Below are 23,764 nucleotides of genomic sequence, written 5' to 3' on the forward strand. Positions count from 1 at the left end.
GAATGGTCATGCCGTCTTTAATGCTACGCAGTACTTGTTTGCGAAAGTCGATTGAATAGGTCACGGTTTATTTCACTAAATGAATTGATTATAAACATTGTATCGGTTTTATCTAAGATTGACTATAGATACAATTTTAAAAGAATACAGTGCTACTGGGAGTAATTATTCGCAGCCTCTGTCTGCGTAGGCACGGTAAGCAAGAAAAATTGATACCAGTAGTACCTTATAATTTTTGTATTTCTTTTATTCAAGACTGACTATATAAATTGCCGTCCTAAAAATTATTATTACTTATTTTGAATAATGCTTTATTTAAAATAAAAAAGGTCAGCATAATTAGCTGACCTTTTTAACAATAAAATGATTTATATCAAAACCAATAAATACTAGTAAGTTATAGTCAATTCCAAATAAAACAGATACGTTATGTTCCAACGCAGTACTAGTATAAATTTTTCTGGCGTGCTGTGCCTACGCCGACAGAGGCTGCGTAAAATTCATCCCAGTCCTACTGTATCGCTTTAATACTGAACTCACTATATTATGCCAATCCCGATTATAAAGTCAACCAATCACGCGGTTTTAGGTAGAAGTCAGTCAACTCAAACTCAGGCGTGCCCTGATCTGGTTCAAAGCGATAGTGCCAACTGGCAAGCGGCGGCATACTGACTAAGATAGATTCAATACGCCCATTACTTTGTAGACCAAATAGAGTGCCGCGGTCATAAACGAGGTTGTATTCAACATAGCGACCTCGGCGATAGAGCTGAAATTCACGCTCTGCTTCAGTATAGGGCACATTTTTACGCTGCTCAAAAATTGGCAGAATACCTTCAAGGTAGCCATTACCGACCGCTTGCATAAATTTAAAGCAGGTTTCAAAATCCCAACCGCGACTTTCAGTATTGACGTCATCATAAAACAAGCCGCCGATACCGCGCTGCTCATCACGATGACGTAAATGGAAATACTCGTCGCACCATTGCTTGAAATCAGGATAAATACTATCGCCAAAAGGTGCACAGAGGTCATGACAGACTTGATGCCAATGCACGCAGTCAGCAAGCACAGGATAAAATGGCGTTAAATCAAAACCGCCGCCAAACCACCAAATAGGGTCTTTGCCTTCTGCTTCGGCAATAAACAAGCGTACATTGGCATGACTAGTGGGAACGTGAGGGTTTTTGGGGTGCACAACAAGAGATACGCCCATTGCCTGTGCTTTACGACCAGCAATGTCAGGATGACGCGCAGTTGCTGAAGCAGGCAGGTTTTGGACGTGTATATGACTAAACATAACGCCGGCTTTTTCTATCACTTCACCGTCTGCCAATACGCACGAACGACCACCGCCACCTTCAGGGCGCTCCCAATCGTCAGGGACAAAGGTAGCGGCTTTCTGCGCACCAGTGCAGCCATCACTTTCTTGCGCTTCTAGAGCTTGGCAGATACGCGCTTGCAAATCGACTAGAAACTCACGCACGCGCATGATGTCATGATGGCTTGGTGTTGTTGTTGCATTGGTGGCCGACACATTGATATCGTTATCTATATTTGGAATGCTCATAAAATATCTGATTATTTGCTATTTATTAAGGTGTAGGGTGGTATTGAAATCTGTGTCTAATAGATGACCCATACGATCGCGCTTGGTCGCTAGATATTCAGCATTCATATCATTCACCCCAACGACTAATGGCACCCGCTCAATGACATCGATACCATGCTCGGTCAAGTAAGCGACTTTACTAGGATTATTGGTGATAAGGCGCACAGCATCAACGCCTACATGAGCAAGCATGGGTCCACACATATCATAGATACGCGCATCAGCAGGCAACCCCAACATAAGGTTGGCATCTAGAGTGTCGTGACCTTGATCTTGTAAGGCGTAAGCGCGGATTTTATTGGTCAGACCGATGCCGCGTCCTTCTTGACGCAGATATAAAATCGCCCCGCAGCCCGTTTTTTGTATCGCATCCATAGCGGTATTTAGCTGTGGTCCGCAATCACATTTTAAAGAGCTAAAAGCGTCACCAGTTAAGCACTCAGAATGAATTCTTATTAACGGAATAGAGCGTTCTGATAAAGCATCATCTTTTTGATTTAAGATGCTGTCGGCAATATCCGTTTGATCAAACACAGGTAGACCTACCGTCAGCATCACATGCTCTTGACCCTCATCATTTTCAAAGATATGAATATCAAACTCGCCGTGACGAGTAGGCAATTTGGCGCTAGTAATAAATTGATATGACATTAATGCCCTGCATAAGCTGATCATCGTGGCGCTAACTGTCTGACATAGCTTTATTATAATAGCTAAGTTCTTGTAAGCTAGCGGGTTTGCAAGATAGTATGCTAATTATATTTATTATAAAAACCACAAATTATAAAAACACACAAAGTTCACAGACGACGCACGATGATTAAAGCGACAATTAAAAATAAATGCTATTATGCCATACTATTTTGACGGATACAGTGACAAGTCTTTGCCCTTACATTACTATGTCGTCACTAACGTCCGGTATGGATACAAAATAATAAGGCATAATAGCCATTATTATGACCTTTGAGGCAGCTATTAGAGCAGTCTTTAGGGTTGTCATTGAACGTTATTATCTTTATATCAAATAGCGTATTTTGGGTTATTGCAGCGATAAAAGCTGTATCACTAATTGTATAGTCGATGCCATCCCTTGTATTAGCAATGATACAAATGATGGCATGGCTATTATTAACGCCACTTAGACTATTGCTATTGCTAGACCTTGTCTAAGGTAGCATCTGGTCAGCAGATTGGTAGGTATCGTACGTTTTATGCAGCAGTCACCTCATTCCCCACAGTCTCAGTCATTATCTGCGTCAGCTGTTGATTCTGCTGTACCGCTATCAAAACTGCAACAAACGTATGCAGTGATTCCACGTGAGCGTCCACAGACGCCATTGCTCGACAGTGTGGATAGTCCTGCTGATCTCAAGAATTTTAGTAGTGCTGAGCTGATTACTTTAGCCGATGAGCTAAGGTTGTTTGTATTGTATTCAGCAGGTCAAAGCGGCGGTCATTTCGGTGCCAATTTAGGCGTGATTGAATTGACTATTGCGCTACATTATTTGCTAGACACCCCGCAAGATCAGATCGTTTGGGATGTGGGTCATCAAGCGTATGCGCACAAAGTACTGACAGGTCGCCGTGATCAGTTAGGTACTATCCGCTCTAAAACTGGCTTAACGGCTTTTCCAGAACGCGCCGAATCTGTCTATGATACTTTTGGGGTTGGTCATTCATCAACGTCCATCTCAGCCGGTTTAGGCATGAGCTTAGCGCTACGCTATCAAGGGCGCGCGCAGACGGTTGCCTGTATTATCGGCGATGGGGCGATGACAGGTGGCATGGCGTTTGAAGCGATGAATGACGCGGTGCAACAAGACGCTGATTTGATGGTGATTTTGAATGACAATGACATGTCTATATCCTGCTCGATCGGTGGCTTTTCACGGCATTTAGCAATGCTTTGGGAGTCAGGGTATCAGGTTGATATCTCTGATGCAGGCGAGCCAATATTATGTCAACGCCCTGATATGCAAGCCTTTGATCGACGTAAGCGTCATAAAGAGCAGCGCGATGTACCGCAACTAGAAGACAATCTATTTAAGGCGATAGGCTTTACCTATTTTGGTCCTTTTGATGGTCATAATATTCCTGAGCTACTACGTGTATTGTCGCTTGCCAAGCAAGTCAAAGGTCCAGTTTTAGTCCATATTTATACCACCAAAGGTAAAGGCTTTGCGCCTGCTGAATTAGACCCAGTCGGCTATCATGCTATTAGTAGCTTACCTGCTGAAGATAACGTACCAAAAACTGAGAAACCAGAAATAATAGCGATTAAATCTTCCTTAAAGTACTCGCAAGTATTTGGACAGTTTTTATGTGACAAAGCGGCACAAGATAAGAAGCTGCTCGCCATTACCCCAGCGATGGAAGAAGGCTCAGGGATGATTGAGTTTGCTCGTCAATTTCCAGAGCGTTTCTTTGATGTAGCGATTGCTGAGCAACACGCTGTGACGTTAGCGGGTGGCATGGCAACGCAAGGCGTGAAGCCGATTGTAGCGATTTACTCGACGTTTTTACAGCGCGGATACGATCAGCTGATACATGATGTTGCTTTGCAAAATCTTGATGTGATGTTCGCCATTGATCGCGCCGGTCTAGTTGGTGAAGATGGTGCTACGCATGCAGGGGTGTTTGATTTTGCCTTTTTACGCTGCGTGCCCAATATGCTGATTGCAGCGCCAAAAGATGAAAATGAATGCTATCATTTGCTCAATACTTGTTATGAATACCAAGGTTGTACCGCAGTGCGCTATCCGCGCGGTGTCGGCACTGGCGCGACTATTACGCAGCCTGCGCAAATTTATAATATTGGTGAAGCGGTTATAGAGTCGGTACTTGGTACAGACGATGCACCCAAGAAACTGGCATTATTGGCATTTGGTACGATGGTCGAAACCGCTCAGAAAGCCGCAGAAATGATTGCGAAATCCCCTTTATTAGCATCAAGCTGTCAGCTGCATGTGGTCAATATGCGTTGGGTGAAGCCTTTAGATACTAACTTGCTTGAAACCCTAGTCGAGCAAGGTGTTACTCATATAGCGACTTTAGAAGAGCATATGATCATGGGCGGCGCGGGTAGTGCGGTCAATGAATATTTATTAAATGAATCGGCTGCTTTTAAAATCCATCGTCCAGCTATCTGCAATATAGGTATCCCTGATCGGTTTGTAGCGCATGGCTCTCAAGCAGAACAGCTAGCAGATTGTGGTCTAGATGTGGAAGGTGTGTTCAATCAGCTCCAAAACTTATTATCTTAACTGATGTGGCTTAAGGTTTAAAAGACGATTAATCATCTATCTGCTACATTATAAAAATAATAAATACCCATAGTCCGTAAAAAGTTGATAAAATAGCTGTGTAAAAAATAAAGCTGTATTTTTGTGCCAAGATATCGCCTGCTTGCCGTAGGTGTGAACTATTTGACAATTTGAGCGGTGCGACTAATAGCAACCAAATATTGTGGTTTGCTATGTGGCTTTATTTTTCATTGATTTTATAAGTAGTGTTGGTGCTATAAGTATCTCTTACTTTACATATTTTTTTTATTAATAAGTATCTATCGATTGGTACTTATAAATTAATATTTATCTAGTAATATCCATTTATCAAACAAGCAGGTTATTGTATGGAACCCATGGTCGTCATCGCAGCGCGTGCTGCTGAAAAAGTCGGTAAAGAAATTTTGTACGCGCATCAAAACCGCCACAAAATTGAGTTGGATATCGAGTCAAAAGGACTAGATGGTCTGGTTACTCGTATTGATCGCTTTAGTGAAGAGCTGACGATTGAGACGCTAAAAGCCAGCTATCCAAATCATTCGTATTTGGGTGAAGAGTTTGGTATGCAGGAAGGTCGCGGCGAAGATGCTGACTGGTGCTGGATTATCGATCCACTAGATGGCACTAAAAACTTCGTTCATGGCGTACCACAGTTCTGTGTGTCTATTGCCGTACAGCATAAAGGTGTGACTCAGCATGGTGTTATCTATGATCCTGTCCGTGATGAGATGTTCTCTGCTAGCCGTGGTAAAGGCGCGCGTTTAAACCAACGCCGTATCAGTGTGAGTGAGCGTAAAACGATCGATGGTGGTTTATTTACTACTGGGCATCCTCTTGAGCGTAAGCGCAATGGCGAAGTTATCTCATATGCCAAAGAGCACTACGAAAGCCTACAAAAAATCACTGAAGCGGGCGGTCAAATCCGTCGTTTAGGCTCAGCTGCTCTTGATTTATGTTATGTGGCTGCTGGTCGCTTTGATGGCTACTTTGAGATGTCAATCAAGCCTTGGGATATCGCAGCAGGCGAGCTTATTGTCACCGAAGCACGTGGCGTGGTCGTTGATCATACCGGCGCACACAATTCGATGACATCAGGCTCTATCTTTGCTTGTAATATAAAACTGCTAAAACCTTTGATGCAAGTGGTTGTGCCAGCATGGGGCGATGCGCTTTAATCGTCCCCTTTTAGATAGCTAAGTATGACAAACAAAAAGCTGGTTCCGTTACGGAGCCAGCTTTTTTGTTTTACCATTATCTTTATAGCCACTTTTATCTTCAACTGTAATACCATTGAATTCAAGCTCTTTACTAACCTTTTCAAGCAGCTGCAACTCTTCTTCTATCAGCATCAGCATATCTTGCACATGAGGTAAGACCTTGCTACAGGCAGTAATACCAAATTCAATCTTATCCAAATAACTTGCCAGCGTAATATTCATCGCTTGCCCGTTGAAGACAATCGAGGCAGGGTACAAAGATTGTAGGCGCGCGCCATTCCAATACAATGATTTTTCGGAGCCTGGCACATTTGAGATAATCAGGTTAAAGGCTTGTTTTTTAGGAAACAAACCAGTCGCCAGATTAATCCCTTCCCATGCATAAGACACCACACTGTAGTTAATAACTTGCGCTTGATTCATACGTCTAAAACGGCGTTTTCCATTGTTCATACTGCGATGAATTAGCTTGATTCTACTCAATGGATCATCCAGATGAGTACCCAGATTGGCAAGGACAAATGACAGCTGATTGCCCGCGACACTATCGTCAGTTCGTAAAGACATGGGCACGAACGCAATCAGAGGCTTGCTAGGTAGTGCATCCATCGAAATCAAATAACGCCGGATAGCACCAGCACAAACGGCTAGTACTACATCGTTTTTGCTAATATTAATACGCTCAGCAATATCATTGAAGCGCTTAATATCATAAGATTGTGCCGCTATGCGCCTCGATGCTGAGATGCGTCTGTTTAGAATACTTCTCGGCGCATCAAAGGTACTGACATAGCTGTCGTCATTATAATTTTTAAAATTATCCAGTAATTCTGTGAACACAGGCTTAATGGTAGATACTTGCTCTTTTAGGATGCGTAAAGCGGAGCGCTCTTTGGGCAAGATAGCATCGATCTGATTGCGATGGCGTGCCATTAATGACCAAATAGGCAAAGTAACCGGCTCATTGGGCGATTGTGACAAGGATTTTTTGACCAAACGCATGGCAGCGATGCCATCAACCAGCGAGTGATGGATTTTGAAATACAGCGCAAAGCGCTCTGGGCTACCTTCGCTCTCTGGCTGAATGCCTTCAATCACATGGCATTCCCACAGGGGCATAGCACGGTCCAATAGACGACCATGCTCTCTTGAAACATACATCAAAAGTTCACGCACACGGGCGGGCTTGGGTAGGGCGACATGATGCAAGTGGTGCTCAACATCAAAATTTTTGTCTTTTTTCCAAAATACCATATGCTCAAGTACTTGGTTGAACGGAAACGTTGGAGGTACATCAGAGTCTTGCATCTGCTTTACAAGCTGATGAACAAAACTGATATCGGCATCCTCTGGTAATTCAAATAAAAATAGACCTCCAACATGCATGGGTTGTTTACGCGACTCAAGAAGTAAAAACAACTGGTCGACTGCTGTAAGAAGTCGCATAATAAATCCTTTTATAATGAAAAATATAATCACCTAACCTTTAATACTACTGAAAAAAGTATCCCGTCTGTGGTGAGCTGGCAGTTGCCATTTTGCGCATCGGCATACGACCCGCCAAGAAAGCCTGACGACCTGCCCATACCGCATGCTTCATTGCTTGAGCCATCATCACAGGATTTTGCGCATTGGCAATGGCTGAATTCATTAGTACGCCATCACAGCCAAGTTCCATGGCAATCGCGGCATCAGAAGCTGTACCGACACCAGCATCAACCAATACGGGTACTTTCGCATTTTCAATAATCAAGCTTAATGTATGGCGATTGAGCAAACCAAGACCAGAGCCAATCAGACTACCAAGTGGCATAATTGCCACGCAGCCCATACTCTCTAATTCTTGAGCAACGATAGGGTCGTCCGAGGTATATACCATGACCTCAAAACCGTCATCAATCAACACTTTTGCCGCTTTGAGTGTTTCCATCACATTAGGGTATAAGGTTTTTTCGTCCCCTAATACTTCAAGCTTAACCAGATTATGCCCGCCTAATAGCTCGCGAGCAAGCTTACAAGTACGAATCGCCGTTTCTGCATCAAAACAACCCGCTGTATTTGGCAAAATAGTGTATTTATCTGGTGAAATGACATCAAGCAAATTGGGCTCATTGCTATTTTGACCGATATTGGTACGACGAATAGCGACCGTCACTATCTCTGCTGCTGACGCGCCGATGGCGGCACCCGTTTCAGTCATATCTTTATACTTACCCGTACCGACCAATAATCGAGAAGAAAAAGTACGACTGCCTACCGTAAAAGTATCTTGCAAAAGGGGTGTCGATTGAGTGGCAGTGCTAGTGTTATCTGACATAACTGAAAATCCTAATGGCGAGTAAAACAAAATGCTATTATAACAAAATCATGCAATCTTACTTGCAGTCTTTTTGAGTTGAGCCAGTTAAGAATAATACATTTACCATGCTTTGATACAAGTTTTTTTCTGAGTTTTTCTTTATCTATTAGGTCGTTTTTATGATGCAATTGCCGTACAGTTTTGCAAAACGCCATCAGATTTTGGTTATTCTAGCCATTGATCCTGAGCTGCCACCGACATTGCTATTGACCAAGGTGACGCCGCTTTCAGCAATCAATGAAGCGGTGCGATTTTTACAGCAGCAAGGCATACGCGGTGTGCCAATATATGAAAGTGTAAGCTCGGACGATTTTGAGAAACGCATGAATGCTGCTTATGCAGGTAACACTGGCGAGTCACAGCATATCGCCGCTGGCCTTGAAGACCATCCTGATCTTGATAGCTTGGCAGATAGCGTGCCTGAAACTGAAGACTTGATGGACCAACAAGACGATGCACCTATTATCCGTCTGATTAATGCATTATTGTCCGAAGCGATACGTCTAAACGCCTCAGATATCCATATTGAAACCTTTGAAAAACGCTTGGTCGTTCGCTTCCGCGTCGATGGTGAGCTTAAAGAAATCATCACACCAAAACGTCAATTAGCGCCGTTATTAGTATCACGCATTAAAGTGATGGCAAAACTGGATATCGCTGAAAAGCGCGTGCCGCAAGATGGGCGTATTAGCTTGCGCCTAGCGGGGCGCGAGGTTGATGTGCGGGTATCGACATTGCCGTCAAGTTTTGGTGAGCGTGTGGTCATGCGCTTACTAGATAAGCAAGCAGGTCGCCTGAATATGACCTATTTGGGGCTATCTGATAATGATTATAGTGAGCTTAAGCGCTTAATCCATCGCCCGCATGGCATTATTTTGGTGACAGGACCTACAGGCTCGGGTAAAACCACCACGCTATATTCCGCATTGACTGATTTAAATGATCAAACCCGTAATATCTTGACCGCTGAAGATCCAATTGAATTTCAGCTCGATGGTATTGGGCAAACGCAGGTCAATAATAAAGTCGATATGACCTTTGCTAAGAGCTTGCGTGCAATGTTGCGTCAAGATCCAGACGTGGTCATGGTGGGTGAAATTCGCGATTTAGAGACAGCAGAAATCGCTGTGCAAGCATCTTTAACAGGGCATTTGGTCTTATCAACCCTACATACCAACACCGCTATTGGAGCGGTTACGCGCTTGCAAGATATGGGCGTTGAGCCGTTTTTATTATCATCATCATTGATAGGCGTGGTCGCCCAGCGTTTGGTACGTACGTTATGTACACATTGTCATGATTGGCAAATAGCTGACCATGAACAAGCCAAATTGTTTACTGAGATTGGTATTCAATCAATGTCTGACAATATTGCAGCTAACAATGCTGCTGATAATCTGACAGATAAAGCTATTAAGCTACCTAGAGCAGTCGGCTGCGATAAGTGTAACCAATCAGGCTTTAAAGGGCGAACAGCGATATATGAAGTGGTGCCCGTTGATGATGCGCTGCGACGCATGATTCATAGCAATACCGCCGAGTATGAGCTAGAAGATTACGCCCGCCAAAAGACACCATCGATTCGTGCTGATGGTTTGCGTAAGGTAATCGCGGGACGTACGACATTAGAAGAAGTGCTACGCGTGACCAAAGAAAGCGCCCTACTTGAGGACGCTTTGATTGTTTAGAGTAATATTTTAAGAGACATTTTTATTTGACAGCGATACATTCAACTTCAACGCTGGCACCTGCCGCCAATTCAGCTACGCCAAAAGCTGAACGGACGGGATAAGGCTTTGCCAGTTCAGCTTTATAGATTTTATTGAAGTCATTAAAATCGTCCATATCGGTGAGCATCACCATACACTTAACGATATCTGACTTTTGGTAACCATATTTTAATAACGTGGTATTGATATTATCCATTGTCTGTTTGGCTTCGGCTTTAACACCGCCTTTGACCAGCTTGCCATCTTTAAAGCCAATCTGACCAGACATATACAAAGTATCGCCGACACGGACTGCTTCTGAGAAAGGATAATTGCCGCCGTCACCTAAAAACACAGGGCTAGACTTAGTGATAGTTGCTGCATGATGTGTATGAGTTGAAGTTTTTTCGGGTGCCGCAGTGGCACTAACGGTAAATCCTAATGCACAAATACTGATGAAAAAAGCCTTGGATAAATTAGTAAGCGCTGTTTTAGAAATAGCTTTAGAAATCATTTTGGACATCATTGTCTCCTTATTATAAGTTTATAAATCACTGCTATACGAAGTGCGCTATAAAAATGCTTTAAAATGGATAGCGCACTACTTTACGTATTCTTAATATATTATTTATCTTAAACAGCCTCATCATTATCGGCTGATTGATTGTCTTACTCAGTTTCTACTTTTGCGTCTGTTTCTACTACTTTGGTATCAGTATCAGTATCAGTATCAGTATCAGCCTCTGCCGACTTCTCACTAGCTTTGCCTTGACGACGTGCTTCTAACTCAGACTTGGGTATCCAAGCCCATGTCATCTCGACTACGATTGGGTCGCGATCACTGTCCGACTCACGGTCATGAATGACACATGGAATAATCATTTCGCCTTTCGGAGTATTTAAAATATCTAAACGCTGCTCATCAGATAAGCTTGCGATGGCAGCCATTTGTCCTTTTTTAATCGGTCGATAGAAATTCACCGAATAAGACTTAATCAATAGTACACGATCAGCAGGTAAGTTTAAGCCTAAAATGAATCCCGTTGCCGTTTCAGCAAGCAAAGTAATAGCAACTGCATGCACGGAGCCGATATGGTTTTGCACCGCTTTGGTATTATTTAAACTGACCACCACTTGGTTTGGCTCGACCGTTTCATAGTAGATACCCGTTGTGCCCACATAAGGTACCACCTTACCAAATGCTTTCGATAAAATGCTCGAACGTGCGCCAGCAGGTAAATATTTGGTGATAGATAACAGTTTGGTAAATTGATTGCTGATTGGTTTAAGTGTGCTATTGGTTTTTTCGACTGCAGGTTTTGTGTTCTCAGAGACTTTGGCTGGCAGTTTATTGGTCCGTTTAATCGGGAGTTTTTTTAATAATCCTGACATACAATATTCCTCATTTAAGTGGGATTTACAATGCTAATGATACTAGGGTTAAAAGGCTCATGTTATAAATGAGTCACCGAATAGGCTTTATGCTAGCAGCTATTTTAGTTATGGTACATTAACTGCTCAGTCGCTACTATTATTACCATGTACTGCTGCGCTTACAAAATAACAGTGACGTAACGGCATCTTAGGCCTTAGTAATTTAAGCACTGATACCATGTAGAGTGAGTAGCTATAATGATAAAATGTTAGCGCTTTTTTATACTTTTTTGCTGGATAATGTTATGCCTGATATATGTGATGATAAGCCAACCAATATTATTTATACGGGCGTCGCGGGTACTGGTAAAACCTACCGATTGCTCCAAATTGCTAAAGAATATACGGACTATCTGCCTAAATCCAATAATGAGGATTTACTCAAGCAGTTATTGCAAGAGTTGAACTGGCGTGATGTGGTGTGTTTAATATTTTTAGATTTTCAATCGCAAAAACAGGACTTAGTGAAAGTACCTGAAATCATCAATCATGAGTTTTTTATCGCCAAAGCATTACAAAATGCACGTGAGAAAAATTTAAGTAATACAGCGTGGTCTGTACTGCAAATGCACAGTCCAACCAGCTCACAGACGGTTGCGTATAAAAATAGAGCCAGCCAAGCGTATTTTGATAAAGACCCTAGCGGTGCGTGGTATTTACTGCCTAACAGCCTGATGCTATTAAGCGAATTGTCAGAGCAATTGTCAGAATTTCACCAGGCGCAGTATGATAATAGTGCCAGCCAAAACCAACGCTTTAGCCAACAGCGCTTTAGTATGGTCAGTTTCCATCAGGCATATGGCTATGAAGAGTTTGTCGAGGGCATTCGCCCGGTAATGGCAGCTTCTAATCAGTCGAATAACAGCTCATCTCAAATGAGCTACGCCATTACTGATGGCGCCTTTTTAAAGCTCTGTCAGCGCGCGGCAAATGATCCTCAGCAGCGTTATGCGATGCTGATTGACGAGATTAATCGTGCCAACGTCTCACGGGTTTTTGGTGAATTGCTCAGCCTTATTGAACCTGATAAACGAGCGGGTACGCCCAATGCGATGACAGTAAGTTTGGCATACTCTGGGCGCGCGTTTAGCGTGCCTGCCAATGTTGATATCTATGCGACCATGAATACCCAAGATCATTCGTTAGCGCCACTAGATATGGCACTGCGTCGTCGTTTTCGCTTTATTAACTGTCTGCCGCAGCCTGAGCTATTACCGATTATCAACCTCAATAAAGGATTAGAAATAGTCGACGAAGCGGAGTCCATCAATTTAGCCAAAGTATTAACGGGTTTAAATCATCGTATTAGCCAAACGTTAGGGATTGAGGCGCAAATGGGTCATGCGTTTTTATTCTCCGTGCATAGTCTTGAGCAGTTACAAATGGCACTTACTGAGCAAATTATTCCACAATTAGCCCAAGCAGCTGGTGGGCAAGCGGCTGTCTTGCAGTATATTTTTAGAGATGAACAGCAGCCAATATCGGCGCAATTTATTCATGATAGTCAAACGTTAATACATAACGGTATGCCCACTCAACTGGCTAGCGAGAGTGGTATAGCTTCTCAGAACTCCATGTTTGCAGGACAGCAATCCTATTTTACTCAATCTATAAATGCTGGCAGTTATGCGATTAATACTGACCTTATTGCCAAGACTGGCAAGTTCACCCAGCCTGCCGTCTATCAGCGCTTATATCCATGAGGATGTTAATCGGTGATAAATAAGGATAAACAAACTCAAAGCTCTGAAATGAATATCATGACGGTATTTGAACATCAGCGTTTAATAGCGTCTAATTTCTTGTACGACTCTGATTTTCAGTGGCTGATAACCCAAGAGCTGTCAGTATTTAGTATTAAACGCAAGCAAGGACAGTGGCAACTCAAGGTTGGACATTATATTGGCGTTATTGTACTGCCTAGTGGCATGACTCTTGAGATACTGCCAAAATTTATCGCAAACACTGCTAGCAACTCTATTAAGCAGCCATATCAGTCAAATGAATCGCCAGTAGATGCGGATATTGTACAAACCCGTCACTGGGTACAAAATATGCTGTCAGACCTAATGAATAGTAACGATAACAAATCGCCTCACAGCAAAAATTTTGGGCAATTCAGCAACCAGTTAACAATTCTGCCAGTCACCACATTGCCTTTATCAGATTGGCTTAGTATGCAGCTTTTGCAGCGTTTAACGAATTATCAACCGACCAAACAGTATCAAACCCAAATCCATAACCAAGCAGTACTGCAAGGACGTTTACTCATAAAAGAGCAATTACGTCATAACAGTATGCAGCCACATAAATTCGTTTGTGAGCGCAGTGTGCTGAGCCAAGACATGCTAGGCAATCGAGTCATTAAGAGTGCACTGACGCTGCTGACGCCTTTGTTGTCTCAATCAAATCTGCTTTTGCATTTACAGCCGTGGCAACAAGTGTCTGTCTTACATCAGCATGAAATACGCCAGCTAGAGTCGATATATCTTCAAGCAAAGCGTGAGCTTGCCATTCAGCCGCTGCAAGTAAAGCAATTACAAGCCGCTCAGCAGCTTGTAGATTTCGCTTATTGGCTGCTTAGTCAATCAAATATGGAAATCGGTCAGAGTATTAATGCACCAAAACCATTTGGTAGTAGGTCTACACCGCCACGCTTATGCTTACTGATAGATATGAATCAAGCGTTTGAGCAATGGGCAAGCCAGCGTATCGCTTTGATTTTTCAGCAATTAAGCGACGACTATAAACCATTATTCCAAGCGCAACGTGTTTGGCTTAATGATGCAGAAGGGCAGGCGTGTTTGTCTATTCGTCCTGATTTATTGATTTACCGCCAGATGCGTTCGAATACTAAAAATAAAGAGAAGCATGATGATGCTTTACTAATAAAGAATTTAGGAGCAAATCCATCATCAGAAAAGCAAGCAGGTCAATATAGTCACGTGATCGATATTAAATGGAAGCCTTTAGCGCATGCCAGCGCCATTAGTGCCAGCGACGCTTATCAACTGAGCAGCTATGCGCAGGCTTATCAAGCAGAGCAAGTCTGGCTGGTATATCCAGTGCAAGACAATCAAAGACGAGCGGTCGTATTAAAGCAAGATACTCAGGACATATACAATAGTGAAAATGCAGCCTATGCTCAGTTATGGCTGATACCTTTTAATGTGCTCACAGGTACGATAAACACTGACTTGCTTCCGACATAAGATTTAGTATAATATGCGCTTAGCTCATAAGGCACTATGTTGAGTAGCGCTTGTTGTCGACGCTTAGTTTATAAGAAATAAGCCTTTTTTAAATAATTTAGCAGTTATTTCAAATTAATTAAAAATAGGTGTTGACACCATCGGCGTTTCCCCTTAATATGTGCACCTCGATAGCAAGGAACGTTAGCCAGTTAGTGGCATTGCCAACAACCAGTTAATTAACAAACTATCGTGTTAATAGAGAATTTCGGAGTGTGGCGCAGTTTGGTAGCGCATCTGGTTTGGGACCAGAGGGTCGTAGGTTCGAATCCTATCACTCCGACCATCTATTTAAGAGCCTTACAGGCTTTTTTTTATGTATAATGGTTTGGTTTCTTGTATATCAAGCGGACCAAAATATGTAAAAGTCCTCTAAGAGCGCCTGTAGCTCAGTTGGATAGAGCATCTCCCTTCTAAGGAGGTGGCCGCAGGTTCGAATCCTGCCAGGCGCACCATTTAGCCTGCATATATTGCCGAATTTTGGCAACAGTTATGGCGGTTGTAGCTCAGTTGGTAGAGCCCCGGGTTGTGATCTCGGTTGTCGTGGGTTCGAGTCCCATCAGTCGCCCCATTTTTTTGCTATATCCCTTCTGTTTATATTCTATATTAAAATCATTTAAAAAAAGCCGCTGCCATTTTTGGCATTTTTTTGTATCTGTCTATTTTATATCTTTTTGCCTCTGTGATAGTCCTAAACCTTTTAAATCGCTCATGATCTAACAGTCTACTGGCGTTTTTTATCATTTTTTTATGATACATATTGTGTCGTAAGGGCTTTATAAAGGTATATTAGCTGTACTGTCAAAGAAATTCATCTCAGTAGCACTATATTTTTAAATAAAATCGATCCTCATATTAATGCGATTTTTTTATTAAAGTGGCGCGTTATTGAGCAGCTGTTATTGAGGAAATGGTTAATGGATGCATTAAGCGTGTTACTACAGAATGTGCATTTATTCGATACGAAATACTATCGCTTAAATGGTACAGGCAATTGGTCTTACTCACTCACTAGACAAGATACGATTGTGTTTTATTTGGTGATGTCCGGTAGCTTTTGTATTGATATGGGCAGTGGACTCAGAGAAGCGCATGCTGGCGACATTATTATGATTCCTAGCGCGCACAATCATGTCAGTTACGCGCTCAACCATCATGGTGAGAGTGCCAAACCTTTGGATGAGTTGCTTACTAATTGCACGGAACAAGTGCTTGATATTCAGGGCGATGGTGATGCCCAATCATCTTTGATACTGATTGAATGCAAGTACGATAAAGAGATGATTCGTCCTTTATTATCAGTGCTACCAACGATATTGCCTGAAATTAACGATGAATCTGATGGTCGGTTCGAGGTGATTGATGTTGAGATTCGACTGCTGACGTTAGAAGCTGAGCATGAGCGGATGGGTAAGACGGCGATTATCAATCATTGGGCAAGTATTATGATGATTGAGTGTTTGCGGGTTTATATCGAAAGTTTGCCCGAAGCCACGGACAGTTGGCTAAAAGCCATGAAAGACCCGTTTTTAACCAAGGCATTGGTCGCCATGCACGAAAATCCAAGCCAAAACTGGAGCATTCATGAGCTTGCTGAAGTTGCAGGTATGTCACGCTCGAGTTTTGCGCAGCGTTTCAAAGACGTGGTTGGTATGCCGCCGTTGACCTACCTGATTGACTACCGTTTGCGTCTGGCGGCACGTTATTTGCGTTTGCAGCAAAATAGTATCAGCCGTATTAGTGAGCTAGTGGGTTATGCCTCAGACTCAACTTTTAGCCAAGCCTTTAAGCGTGTATATGGCATATCGCCAAAAGCGTACCGCCAGCAATATCAAAAACAAAACCTTGCTTAGCTGCTACTTCACACATAAATAGTCATCCAAGCTGTGTGATATTTTCTAAACTGAGTCAGTGATATAATAGCGTCTATCTGATAATAATTTTTCATCATTAGCATTTCGATCTTGCACAGCTGACAATGAGTGTAGGTTAAGGTACTATGGAATGACAATGAAGTAATAAGTCGCCTAGTTGCGACGGTGTTTTAGCGACCTATATTTTATGCTTATATATTACGGTCTATCCAGAATATAGTATGACTTAGGTGATGTTTATTTTTGCAGCTGATGGTGTTTTATGACTGAACCGACCGCAAAACCAAGCGTAAAATCAAATGATCTACAAGATTCTTCTGCGTCTATTAATCATAAAGACAAACTTAATAGCAGAGTCAAAGCTAACAATAATCAGCATGACTCAAATCTTCAGCAGGAAAATAGCGCACAGGCAGGTATGGCTATTCGGCTTGATAAAGCGGCATTATTAGCATTATTTGTTTTGCCAAATGCGGATGGCAGCTTGACAGAGACTAGCTCTGCTAATATAAATAATGCTAATCATACTCTGATAAACCAAAGCTCATCTATCTCTGCAAGTGACAGTAGTATTGCTACTCAGCGCGTGGCACTTTATCGGGCGCAGCATGAGCGCACGCAGCAATTATATTTGGCTTCTGCTGCTATCCGTCCGACTTACCTTGTACATACCCTCAAAACACAATTTGCCGAATACCAGCAATATTTGCTTGCACAGCAGCTGGATAAACGCGGTTTGATGGATACGGATGCCATTGAGCGCTTATGGCAGCAGCTGCATGTGGTCGATGACATCATCGAAGATATTGTACGCCATATGCCAGCTCAGCAACCTGCAGGTTGGCAGTTGACAACACAGGATGGACATAATCCATTATGCTTTGCCACCGTCGGCAAGCTAAAGCATAATAAACCTATCTTTGATCAAGGCAGTTTGAACAGCTATGTGCTCGGGCACTTTGGCGTCAGTAGCTTTACTTACGATCGTGGCTATTATATCGGACATGTGGTTGGCTATTTATTCAGCTGTTATTTTTGCGCCCATTTATCTATTACCTATGGCGTGACAGCACTTGGTCAGGATGTGGTGAGTGATTATGATTATGCCAGCCTTGAAACCCCGCACATGGTCAGATTGCTACAAGGTTTAGACGGTTATTGTAAAAAACGCATTTATCAATTGGCGGTCATTTGTGCACGTCTCAGTGTGTTTGCAAGTGATAAGCGCATTGAGCGTATGCTGATCGCTGAAGTCAATGATTTTGATAAAAAGCTACAACAACAGCATTTAGATGTTCTATTATTGCAAGGCTTGATGCCGGATAGTAACGATTCTACGCCGCTTCTTTAAGTCGTCTATTCTTTTAATAAGCCAACTTTTCAAATCTTGATCCATCCTCTTTTACTCTTGACCGTCTTAGGATATCCGCTGCTATGCCCGCTTATCATTATAAAGCGCTTGACGATCGTGGCGGCATCCAAAAAGGCTTGCTTGAAGGTGATTCTGCGCGGCAAGTACGCCAGCAGCTGCGTGATAAACAATGGACGCCTGTCGAAGTCAACGCCGTCAATGATAGGCAAAGTCAGCATAAAAGCCGCTATAAAAAACCCTCTGCTTATGAGTTGGCACTGCTTACCCGCCAGTTATCTGTATTACTTGCTGCTGGTATTCCGTTAGAGGAAACTTTGGCAGCTGTCGCCAAACAATCGCCAAAAACCCATATCAAATCTTTAATGCTTGCCGTTCGCTCGCATGTCTTAGAAGGTCTCAGTTTGGCGCGCTCTCTGCAGCAAGCGGCGAGCTTTCCGCCACTATATATCGCTACCATTGCAGCTGGAGAAAAATCTGGTCATTTGGATTTGATCTTAAATCAGCTTGCCGATTACACCGAAAATCGCTTTGCCTTACAGAAAAAAATACAAGGCGCTATGGTTTATCCCATCGTGCTGATGGTGATGGCAGTTGGCGTAATTATGGGGCTAATGAGCTTTGTAGTACCAAAAATTGTCAAAGTGTTTGAGCAATCCGAACAAGCTCTGCCTTTAATTACCCAAATTGTCCTTAGCTTATCAAATATCATTACCCAGTGGTGGTGGCTGATGCTGCTGGTGTTGGCAGGAACGGCGTTTTTATTCTATCGCTTCGCTCAGACGCAAGCGGGCAAACTTGCCATAGATAGTGCTGTGCTAAGATTGCCTATACTGGCACGCTTATCGAAAGGGTTGAATGCGGCGCGCTTTGCCAGTACGCTTGCGATATTGGTGCGCTCTGGTGTGCCATTGATTGAAGCGCTCCATATTGGCGCTGCGGTCACCACCAATTTGCATATTCAAAAAACCATCATTACCGCTGCGGATAGAGTGACAGAGGGTTCAAGTCTGTCGAGCCAATTAGACAAATCGCCCTATTTTCCACCGATGATGGTGCAAATGATTAAAAGTGGTGAAAACTCGGGCGAGCTTGAAAATATGCTTAGCCGTGCTGCCAATATGCAAGAGGCAGAAGCCACCAATTTTATCAGTACCTTGTTGTCATTACTTGAGCCTTTAATGCTGGTGCTGATGGGTGTAGTCGTCATGATTATCGTAATGGCGGTGATGCTGCCAATTGTGAATATGAATGACTTGGCTGGCTAGTTTTTATTAACCTTAAATATACGCTCCTGTTAATAATAGTTATTTTATTACCCTTATACTTAATGGCATTTCTGTTTCTATACTTTCTGTTTTCAAATACAACTTCTATACTTCTGATGTTGTGGTTCATTTTTTTATTTATATTATAATAATTTGACTTCAAATTTGGCTACGTTTCTTAAGTTTTGCTTACTGTTGTACATTATTGACCGACCAACGCTTTTACTGTTGTCAAATCTAACCTTGCGTTATAGTAAGTATCAGTTATAAGTAACAGTCAAACGCTATTTCAAAAGGTTAGCCATCATAGATTATTAATAACACATTGATCTAAATGACAACCTGCCTTCAATGCTGGATAAAAGTAAAACCATGGTTTATAGTAATAATCGTTTCAGTGCTCCTTAAGACACTGTAAATATGCCTATTATGAATGTGACGATAAAGGTAACTTAAACGCCATTTTCATTATTTATATAACCTTGACGCGAAAAGCGATGCCAGAAGCGATGACTATGACTGATAATATTCGATTAAGTACGATTTCACCAAATAATATGGATGATACGCCAGAGTGTTTAGCAGCAGCGCAAAGTCAGAAAGCTGTTGCTTTATCAAGCACTCAGCGCGTAAGCAATCTCCAGTCAGGATTTACCTTGATTGAAATCATGGTAGTGATTGTGATTTTGGCCATTCTTGCCGGTCTAGTGGTGCCAAAGGTGGTCGGACAAAGTGATAAAGCACGGGTTAAAACCACTGAAACAGCGCTATCAACAGTATCAAATGCGCTAGATATGTATAAAGTAGATAATTCGCGCTATCCAACGACGGCTCAAGGTTTAGAAGCACTCACCACGCCGCCAGCCGAAGCTAAGAACTATCCCGACGGTGGTTATATTAAAGGCGGGTATCCAACGGATGGTTGGGAAAACGAGCTGCAATATGTTGCCCCGGGTAGTGAAGGTCGACCTTATGATTTATTTTCTCTAGGGGCTGATGGCGAACAGGGCGGAGAAGGGCAGGACGCTGATCTTTATGCTCAGCTATAAGCTCTAGCCTACTCAGTTATTTAGGTATTGTTTGCAAGCGATACCATGATAAATACCTTGTCGCTAAAAGCATCTTTAATGAGACTAATATATCAACCAATAAGACGTTATTGGTTGATATTTTTTATGACTATCGCTAACTATAAATATCACTATAGTCAGGGAAAAGTAATATCGATACATCAAGTACTACTGATATTCATTTTTCTTGCTTGCTGTGCCTACGCAGACAGAGGCTGCAAAAAATTTATATCAGCAGCACTGTAGCGCTTTTGAGATATTTTAACTATAACTTTAAATTCAGATAAACGGAATCTTAACTCTGCTATTTATTATTAAAACGAGTGACTATTTTCTATTGATTGTAAAAAAACAGCTGTTCTTCTAGTAATCCGAGGTAATCATATGTCTATCGAAACATCAAAATCGAAATCAATTATCATGAATAAACAATCAAATAAAAAGCCTTATTTGCTTGCTATAACAGCCACTGCTTTGATGACTACTTTGTCAATGACGTCTGTTGCGACTCAAGCTGCAGGTCTGGGGGAATTGTTTAGTAATAATAGTGCTCAGCAATCAAAATTTTTGCCCGTTGACAAGGCGTTTCAAGTGACTAGCAGTACCAAAGCGACCACTAAAGGCACGCAGTTATCGATCGCTTTTGATATCACACCAGGTCATTACGTGTATAAAGATAAGCTGACCTTAAGTTTTCCAAAAGGTATCAGTGCCACGCCATTTACCTTTAGCCAATCGCCGGTTTCTATTGATGATCCAACTTTTGGCAAGGTACCCGTATTTACGCAAAAGACCGTTGTAGCAACGACTATAATGACGACCAAAAATGGTAAAGCGGCAAAGAATGTGCCGGTTATGATTGGCTGGCAAGGTTGTGCTAAAGCTGGACTATGCTATCCGCCAGAAAAGGTCAAAACCACGTTAAACATTGCAGTCAAACGTTAGTCGCCAATAGATAGCGCAAATAGGTTGATTTATATAGTCGTTATAACAGGTAGTCCTTTATGTCCATCAAGACAGTAAAAAGCATTTCGTCATTTAAAGCGGTATCCACAAGAAATCAGTCTTCAAAGAATTTGCCAGCAGTTGTAAATAAAGTGCCAAAGAAGTCATATCTGCTGGCATTGACTATAGCGAGTAGCTCGTTATTTGCAGGATTGACTGCGACGACTATGACGACGCAGGCAGCAGGATTGGGCGATCTTTTTAGTAGCAATCAAAGCGCTGGACAATCGAAATTTCTGTCAGTGGATAAAGCCTTCCAAGTCACGAGTAGCAGTAAAGCTGTCAAGGCTGGCACTCAGTTATCGATTAATTTTAATATCACTCCAGAGCATTATGTTTATAAGAATCAGCTTAAACTCACTTTGCCTGCTGGAGTTACGGCGGCACCGTTTACTTTTAGTCAAACGCCTGTCTTAATTGATGATCCAACTTTTGGTAAAGTGCCAGTATTTGATCAAAAAAATATGGTAGCCACTACTACTCTGAGTACTAGTGGCAAGAGCATTGACAATGCAGCGATGGTGATTGCTTGGCAAGGCTGCGCCAAAGCAGGACTTTGCTATCCGCCTGAGAAAATAAAAACCACTGTCGATATCGTTGCAAGCGCGCCGCAAGCGGTGGTCAATACGACAAGTAATGTCACTAGTGTTGCTAAAGGCGATGTCAATCAAGAGACTACTACTAATGTAAATTCGGTAAATAATAGCAATAGCGTCACAACATCAGAGGCGCCAAATGCCACAAGTATAGACAGTACTGAGGCAATGAGTCCTGAAACAGAGCAAGCGCTTGCAGAAGAAGATGAGGTCATTGATTATGCGTTGTTGGATGATGAGGCTTTAGATGGAGAGCTTGGCGCCACCAATACGATTTCTGGCGCTGATACACTGTTAGCAGATAATGCTGTTCCGACAAATGATACACTAGCTACCGCAGATAATTTGGCTGATGGCGATCCGTTTGGCTTAGCCAAGCATCCTTGGTTGGCATTAGGATTATTGTTTTTGGCAGGGCTTGGCTTAGCGCTTACGCCGTGCGTACTACCTATGTTACCTATCGTCGCAAATATTGTCGCCCGTCAGCAAAATCCAACGGTTAAAAAAGGTGTCATTTTAACGACAAGTTATGCGATTGGGGTGTCGATTGCTTACGGAATACTTGGTGCTGTCATTGCTGTATTTGGTGAGTCACTCGGCATCATCGGCTGGCTACAAAACCCAATCATCCTGATCAGTTTTGCAGTAATATTTGTTTTGTTAGCCCTTTACATGCTTGAAGTATTTACCATTCGTTTGCCGCATTTTATCAGTAGTAAGATGCAGGGCTTAAGCCAAGCAGGCGATAGTAAGCTCGGTAGCGCTGGTGGCAGTTTAGCTGCTGGATTTTTATCAGCATTGGTAGTATCGCCTTGTGTTTCTGCACCATTATTTGGCGCTTTACTTGCTGTCTCAACGATTGGTAATCCGCTATTGGGTTTTGCTGCCCTATTTATGCTAGGCTTTGGCTTGTCAGCGCCACTGATTTTGATTGGTGCTACCCAAGGCAAAATTATGCCAAAAGCAGGCGCTTGGATGAACTGGGTCAAGCAAGGTTTTGCCTTACTGTTATTTGCCGTAGCGTTACTATTAATAGAGCGCGTTTTTATATCGTCAGTAATGTTACTGGTATGGGCATTATGGTTTATGGTTGTGGCAACATGGGCATGGAGCTGGCGTGGTAAAGGTCGAATGCTATCGCAAGCCATCGGTTTGATAGCTGGTATTTGGGCTGCTACGTTAGTAATTGGTGCCGCACTTGGTAATGATGATAGCTTACATCCGTTAGCTTCATTAAGTGCCGCCCCTATGTTAGTGCAGTCAGCTAACGGTCAAGCTGGCGCTCAAAATAATGCGACGAATAACTCAGATGAGCATATCACTACGTTGGCAGAATTGGATGTTATCACTGCCGCCAATCCTAAAGTTTTGGTCGATTTGACCGCTGATTGGTGTATTGAATGTCGTATTATGGATAAGAATTTATTTACCAATCGTCCCACACAAATGCAAGACTGGCAATTGGTACGACTCGATATTACGGAAACCACGGCGGATTCTAAGGCAATTTTAGCGCGTTATAAATTATTTGGACCACCAACTTTATTGTATTACCAAGATGGTCAGTTGGTACAAAAACAAGTGGGTGAGATTGGGCGTGCAGAGTTTGAGCAGACTTTGACGGCATTAAATAAATAATAGTCGTATCGGAAATTTTTGTTTTATTTCTTTAGATGCCTTAATACGATTCCTATAAAAAAGCCAACGTACTGT

General features: G+C 42.4%; 17 protein-coding genes and 3 tRNA genes. 14 read left to right on the top strand and 6 right to left on the bottom strand.

Annotation, left to right across the window (positions count from 1 at the left end; all coding sequences use genetic code 11):
- Positions 1–559: 559 nt before the first annotated feature.
- On the bottom strand, positions 560–1,570 hold the full coding sequence (gene hemF / locus JMX75_RS10660; protein ID WP_201532299.1) for an oxygen-dependent coproporphyrinogen oxidase: 1,011 nt from the start codon (positions 1,568–1,570) through the stop codon (positions 560–562).
- Between the two features lie 18 nt (positions 1,571–1,588).
- Complete coding sequence (gene ribA, locus JMX75_RS10665; protein WP_201532300.1) at positions 1,589–2,263, bottom strand: GTP cyclohydrolase II; 675 nt, start codon at positions 2,261–2,263, stop codon at positions 1,589–1,591.
- A gap of 563 nt (positions 2,264–2,826) precedes the next feature.
- Here ribA and dxs point away from each other — a divergent pair.
- Together dxs and JMX75_RS10675 are read left to right on the top strand one after the other, a co-directional pair.
- Positions 2,827–4,878: a 1-deoxy-D-xylulose-5-phosphate synthase gene (gene dxs / locus JMX75_RS10670; RefSeq protein ID WP_201532301.1), complete on the top strand. Its 2,052-nt coding sequence runs from the start codon at positions 2,827–2,829 to the stop codon at positions 4,876–4,878.
- A gap of 368 nt (positions 4,879–5,246) precedes the next feature.
- Complete coding sequence (locus JMX75_RS10675) at positions 5,247–6,074, top strand: inositol monophosphatase family protein (RefSeq protein ID WP_011512618.1); 828 nt, start codon at positions 5,247–5,249, stop codon at positions 6,072–6,074.
- A gap of 48 nt (positions 6,075–6,122) precedes the next feature.
- Here JMX75_RS10675 and JMX75_RS10680 read toward each other — a convergent pair whose 3' ends face one another.
- The gene (locus JMX75_RS10680) at positions 6,123–7,562 is read right to left on the bottom strand and encodes a WS/DGAT/MGAT family O-acyltransferase (protein ID WP_133103850.1); all 1,440 of its coding nucleotides are present in this window, start codon (positions 7,560–7,562) and stop codon (positions 6,123–6,125) included.
- 46 nt (positions 7,563–7,608) lie between these two features.
- Positions 7,609–8,433 (bottom strand): thiazole synthase, encoded by an 825-nt coding sequence (locus JMX75_RS10685; protein WP_011512620.1) that lies wholly within the window; start codon positions 8,431–8,433, stop codon positions 7,609–7,611.
- 161 nt (positions 8,434–8,594) lie between these two features.
- On the opposite strand from JMX75_RS10685, the gene gspE reads away from it, so the two are divergent.
- Positions 8,595–10,163: a type II secretion system ATPase GspE gene (gene gspE / locus JMX75_RS10690; RefSeq protein WP_201532302.1), complete on the top strand. Its 1,569-nt coding sequence runs from the start codon at positions 8,595–8,597 to the stop codon at positions 10,161–10,163.
- 22 nt (positions 10,164–10,185) lie between these two features.
- Here gspE and JMX75_RS10695 read toward each other — a convergent pair whose 3' ends face one another.
- A complete protein-coding gene (locus JMX75_RS10695; protein WP_201532303.1) occupies positions 10,186–10,707 on the bottom strand; it encodes a RidA family protein in 522 nt (173 codons plus the stop codon).
- Positions 10,708–10,853: 146 nt separating this feature from the next.
- Positions 10,854–11,576 carry a DUF4442 domain-containing protein gene (locus tag JMX75_RS10700; protein WP_201532304.1) on the bottom strand — a complete coding sequence of 241 codons (723 nt, stop codon included), beginning with the start codon at positions 11,574–11,576 and terminating at the stop codon, positions 10,854–10,856.
- 287 nt (positions 11,577–11,863) lie between these two features.
- On the opposite strand from JMX75_RS10700, the gene JMX75_RS10705 reads away from it, so the two are divergent.
- The 11 genes from JMX75_RS10705 (at position 11,864) to JMX75_RS10755 (ending at position 23,689) form a co-directional block, all read left to right on the top strand.
- Positions 11,864–13,321: an McrB family protein gene (locus JMX75_RS10705; protein ID WP_227673174.1), complete on the top strand. Its 1,458-nt coding sequence runs from the start codon at positions 11,864–11,866 to the stop codon at positions 13,319–13,321.
- Positions 13,322–13,378: 57 nt separating this feature from the next.
- Positions 13,379–14,830, top strand: a complete 1,452-nt coding sequence (locus tag JMX75_RS10710; RefSeq protein WP_227673175.1) for an McrC family protein — start codon at positions 13,379–13,381, stop codon at positions 14,828–14,830.
- A gap of 248 nt (positions 14,831–15,078) precedes the next feature.
- Positions 15,079–15,155, top strand: a tRNA-Pro gene (locus tag JMX75_RS10715).
- A gap of 92 nt (positions 15,156–15,247) precedes the next feature.
- Positions 15,248–15,324 (top strand) — tRNA-Arg (locus JMX75_RS10720).
- Between the two features lie 40 nt (positions 15,325–15,364).
- Positions 15,365–15,440, top strand: a tRNA-His gene (locus tag JMX75_RS10725).
- A gap of 346 nt (positions 15,441–15,786) precedes the next feature.
- Positions 15,787–16,722: a helix-turn-helix domain-containing protein gene (locus tag JMX75_RS10730; protein ID WP_011512626.1), complete on the top strand. Its 936-nt coding sequence runs from the start codon at positions 15,787–15,789 to the stop codon at positions 16,720–16,722.
- 283 nt (positions 16,723–17,005) lie between these two features.
- Complete coding sequence (locus tag JMX75_RS10735) at positions 17,006–18,094, top strand: hypothetical protein (RefSeq protein WP_201532307.1); 1,089 nt, start codon at positions 17,006–17,008, stop codon at positions 18,092–18,094.
- An 83-nt stretch (positions 18,095–18,177) separates the two neighbouring features.
- Entirely contained in the window at positions 18,178–19,380 is a 1,203-nt protein-coding gene (gene gspF, locus JMX75_RS10740; protein WP_201532308.1) for a type II secretion system inner membrane protein GspF, read from the top strand.
- Positions 19,381–19,895: 515 nt separating this feature from the next.
- Complete coding sequence (gspG, locus tag JMX75_RS10745) at positions 19,896–20,429, top strand: type II secretion system major pseudopilin GspG (protein WP_413786639.1); 534 nt, start codon at positions 19,896–19,898, stop codon at positions 20,427–20,429.
- Positions 20,430–20,870: 441 nt separating this feature from the next.
- Positions 20,871–21,395 carry a protein-disulfide reductase DsbD N-terminal domain-containing protein gene (locus JMX75_RS10750; protein ID WP_227673176.1) on the top strand — a complete coding sequence of 175 codons (525 nt, stop codon included), beginning with the start codon at positions 20,871–20,873 and terminating at the stop codon, positions 21,393–21,395.
- A gap of 59 nt (positions 21,396–21,454) precedes the next feature.
- On the top strand, positions 21,455–23,689 hold the full coding sequence (locus tag JMX75_RS10755; protein ID WP_201532311.1) for a protein-disulfide reductase DsbD domain-containing protein: 2,235 nt from the start codon (positions 21,455–21,457) through the stop codon (positions 23,687–23,689).
- The last annotated feature ends 75 nt before the right edge of the window (positions 23,690–23,764 follow it).

It is taken from the genome of Psychrobacter sp. LFX-11D, from assembly GCF_904846475.1.
Taxonomy (GTDB): Bacteria; Pseudomonadota; Gammaproteobacteria; order Pseudomonadales; family Moraxellaceae; genus Psychrobacter; species Psychrobacter cryohalolentis.

Coding starts and splice junctions, on each gene's coding strand:
- JMX75_RS10675 (WP_011512618.1), top strand. CDS start 5,247: ATGGAACCCATGGTCGTCATCGCAGCGCGTGCTGCTGAAAAAGTCGGT.
- hemF (WP_201532299.1), bottom strand. CDS start 1,570: ATGAGCATTCCAAATATAGATAACGATATCAATGTGTCGGCCACCAAT.
- gspF (WP_201532308.1), top strand. CDS start 18,178: ATGCCCGCTTATCATTATAAAGCGCTTGACGATCGTGGCGGCATCCAA.
- JMX75_RS10685 (WP_011512620.1), bottom strand. CDS start 8,433: ATGTCAGATAACACTAGCACTGCCACTCAATCGACACCCCTTTTGCAA.
- JMX75_RS10710 (WP_227673175.1), top strand. CDS start 13,379: ATGACGGTATTTGAACATCAGCGTTTAATAGCGTCTAATTTCTTGTAC.
- ribA (WP_201532300.1), bottom strand. CDS start 2,263: ATGTCATATCAATTTATTACTAGCGCCAAATTGCCTACTCGTCACGGC.
- gspE (WP_201532302.1), top strand. CDS start 8,595: ATGATGCAATTGCCGTACAGTTTTGCAAAACGCCATCAGATTTTGGTT.
- JMX75_RS10755 (WP_201532311.1), top strand. CDS start 21,455: ATGTCCATCAAGACAGTAAAAAGCATTTCGTCATTTAAAGCGGTATCC.
- JMX75_RS10680 (WP_133103850.1), bottom strand. CDS start 7,562: ATGCGACTTCTTACAGCAGTCGACCAGTTGTTTTTACTTCTTGAGTCG.
- JMX75_RS10735 (WP_201532307.1), top strand. CDS start 17,006: ATGACTGAACCGACCGCAAAACCAAGCGTAAAATCAAATGATCTACAA.
- JMX75_RS10705 (WP_227673174.1), top strand. CDS start 11,864: ATGCCTGATATATGTGATGATAAGCCAACCAATATTATTTATACGGGC.
- gspG (WP_413786639.1), top strand. CDS start 19,896: ATGACTGATAATATTCGATTAAGTACGATTTCACCAAATAATATGGAT.
- JMX75_RS10695 (WP_201532303.1), bottom strand. CDS start 10,707: ATGTCCAAAATGATTTCTAAAGCTATTTCTAAAACAGCGCTTACTAAT.
- dxs (WP_201532301.1), top strand. CDS start 2,827: ATGCAGCAGTCACCTCATTCCCCACAGTCTCAGTCATTATCTGCGTCA.
- JMX75_RS10750 (WP_227673176.1), top strand. CDS start 20,871: ATGAATAAACAATCAAATAAAAAGCCTTATTTGCTTGCTATAACAGCC.
- JMX75_RS10730 (WP_011512626.1), top strand. CDS start 15,787: ATGGATGCATTAAGCGTGTTACTACAGAATGTGCATTTATTCGATACG.
- JMX75_RS10700 (WP_201532304.1), bottom strand. CDS start 11,576: ATGTCAGGATTATTAAAAAAACTCCCGATTAAACGGACCAATAAACTG.